We start from the raw sequence: 2,621 nt of genomic DNA on the forward strand, positions 1-2,621 counted from the left end.
AGAGGCGAGACGTATACGCTCGAACTCAAAGGCTTAGATCGCCAGATTTTACTCATCGATACCCCAGGAATTCTCGAAGCAGGGATTGAAGGCACGCAGCGCGAAGCAATTGCCAGAGAGCTAGCCACCGCCGCAGATTTATTATTATTCGTCGTCGATAACGACCTCAGAGCGTCGGAATATACCCCTCTAATGGGACTCGCCGAAATCGGCAAACGATCGCTCCTTGTCTTTAATAAAACCGACCTCTATCCACCAATCGATCGGGATAAAATCGTCACCCAACTCCAACAGCGCGTCCAGAGTGCGATCGAACCCCAAGATGTCATCGCGATCGCGGCTAATCCCCAACCAGTCCGATTAGAATCGGGCGAAATGTTTACACCCGACCCCGATATTTTCCCCCTAATCCGCCGCCTAGCTGCTGTCCTCCGTGCCGAAGGCGAAGAATTGGTGGCAGACAACATCTTGCTCCAATCCCAGCGACTGGGAGCCGAAGCCCGCGAATTAATCGACGCCCAACGCCAACGTCAAGCCGAGAAAATCGTCAATCGCTATCAATGGATCGGTGCCGGAGTAGTCACCGTCACCCCTTTACCCGTCGTCGATTTCCTGGCTACGGCGGCAATTAATACCCAGATGATTATCGAGATCGGTAAGATTTACGGTTGCGACTTAAATAAAGACACCGCCCAAGAATTAGCCCTTTCCCTCGGTAAAACTCTCACTAGTTTAGGTATCGTCAAAGGTGCCATTCAACTGCTTTCCACTGCTCTAACTATTAATGTCACAACCTACGCGCTAGGCAAAGGCATTCAAGGCATCACTGCTGCCTATCTCACCCGAATTGCGGGGCGGAGTTTTATCACCTATTTTCAACGGGATCGATCGTGGGGCGATGGCGGTATGGCTGAAGCCGTGCAGCAACAATTTCAATTAAACCGGAAGGAGGAATTTCTGAAAGCGTTTGTCAGTCAGGCAGTTGAGAAAATCTCGATCGGTAGTCGAGACTAAAGACACCCAACGATTGAAATCGTCGCTAGTGATGCAAAGTCTGCCTCCGCAGACTCGGAGCTAACATTACAAAAAAAAGGAGAGAATCATAATTCTCTCCTTTTTTATTTTGGTTTTTATTTTGACCTTGGCTGTTGTTGTCATTGCCTTGGTCTTTAAGTTTTTGCCGTAACATCTGAGTCCGTTTCTTGAGTTGGCGTTGTCGTGCCGAACCACCTTTACCTTTGTCGTTTCTCCCTTCTTTGCGGGGGGATTCCCACCGCTTGAGTCGTTGTGCCATATATTTTGTAAGCTTGTCTACCTATTGTAGCAAGTGAATTACTCGATCGCAAGATGTGGAACCTGACACTCGATCGGGTTGGCAGAAGACTCGATCGCACCATCAATCTGTAGGGGCATCCCCTGTCTTGTCGTTTTTTTATTCGGGGGGAACCCTAGATATAAAAACGCCGCTTGTGGGTGCCCTGTTAGTGCGGAGCGAGAATGTTTGAAGGCAGAATTGGGTATGCTATTTGTAGTGTAGCTACTCGCTTAAACCGTAAGATTCCATGACTATCGATCGACTCGCATAGGACTAGAATCGATGCTCCAAGGAGAGGCTATCGCCAACGAACCCGCAACACCCCAACCAATCCAATCGTGACAGCTTTAACACCCTTTCAAATCAAACAACTAACGGTGCAGCGAGATGCGTTATTGCCAGAATGGGAGCTGCTCACTGAGAAGGTAAAGCGGCTGAGGATGGCTCTAGTAATTGAGACAGACGCAGCAGAGAAATTTAAACTGGAGCAGCAAATATTAGCAGAGGAGGAGAAACTATCCAAGTTAGCAGTAGAGCTAGCGGAAATCGAGCAGAAATTGAGCCAAACCCCAACCATTTCACCGCCAACCAACAATTCAGATCCAAGCGATCGGATTCAGCAAAATGTCGAGGGCAATGGTAATCAGGTAATTGGTCAAGTGACAGGGGGGAACGTATTTAATATCGCTGGCGACTTTAACATCCTGCCACAAAACTCGATCGGCCAACCCACTCCTCAGATTGACTGGCTCGATCGATCGCGCCAACTCCTCACAGCCCAAAAACACCTCACCACCAACCGCCTCCTCAACAAATCCAACCGCAACCTCGATGATATTCACGTTCCCTTGGGACTAATCGAGCGGAAAGAACGCCCCAAGGTGAAAGAAGAGCCATCACCAGAACAGGGTTCTCAGCTATATCAAACCGAATACACCGAAACCAAACGCTTCGAGCATGAGGCTTTTCTCGCCGACGTGGTGGGAAAACCTGCTGGGAGCAAACATATCGCGATTATTGGCGAGCCTGGTGCGGGTAAGACTACGATCCTGACTAAAATCGGTGCATGGCTGATTCAGCAAGCCGAGCAACAACCGCCAGCACCATTGGTAGTAGCGTGGATATCACTGGCAGATGTCGGAGATAACTCACTAGAAAAATATCTCAAGAAAAAATGGCTCAAAAAAGTTTGCGAAGATAATTTACAAGCTGCTTGGGAAGACTGGAAAGGATTGCGCCAGCAGGGGCGGGTGTGGCTGTTATTGGATGGTTTGGATGAAATGTCTGGCGATGCTTTGGCGGCGAT

Annotated in this window: 3 protein-coding genes; 2 read left to right on the forward strand and 1 reads right to left on the reverse strand. The window is 49.0% G+C overall.

The features are described from left to right. A partial coding sequence (locus RMO27_RS11365; RefSeq protein ID WP_309732456.1) for a DUF697 domain-containing protein occupies positions 1–1,014 on the forward strand: 1,014 nt, incomplete at its 5' end. Between the two features lie 25 nt (positions 1,015–1,039). Here RMO27_RS11365 and RMO27_RS11370 read toward each other — a convergent pair. Then, positions 1,040–1,294 carry a hypothetical protein gene (locus tag RMO27_RS11370; RefSeq protein ID WP_309732458.1) on the reverse strand — a complete coding sequence of 85 codons (255 nt, stop codon included), beginning with the start codon at positions 1,292–1,294 and terminating at the stop codon, positions 1,040–1,042. Between the two features lie 359 nt (positions 1,295–1,653). Here RMO27_RS11370 and RMO27_RS11375 point away from each other — a divergent pair. Further along, positions 1,654–2,621 (forward strand): NACHT domain-containing protein (locus RMO27_RS11375; RefSeq protein WP_309732460.1); only part of this gene is annotated, 968 nt, incomplete at its 3' end.

The sequence above is a fragment of the Chamaesiphon sp. OTE_75_metabat_556 genome (assembly GCF_031378165.1).
Taxonomy (GTDB): domain Bacteria; phylum Cyanobacteriota; class Cyanobacteriia; order Cyanobacteriales; family Chamaesiphonaceae; genus Chamaesiphon.

What these genes read in the sequence shown, in the direction of transcription:
- RMO27_RS11370 (WP_309732458.1), bottom strand. Translation starts at nt 1,294, where the DNA reads ATGGCACAACGACTCAAGCGGTGGGAATCCCCCCGCAAAGAAGGGAGA.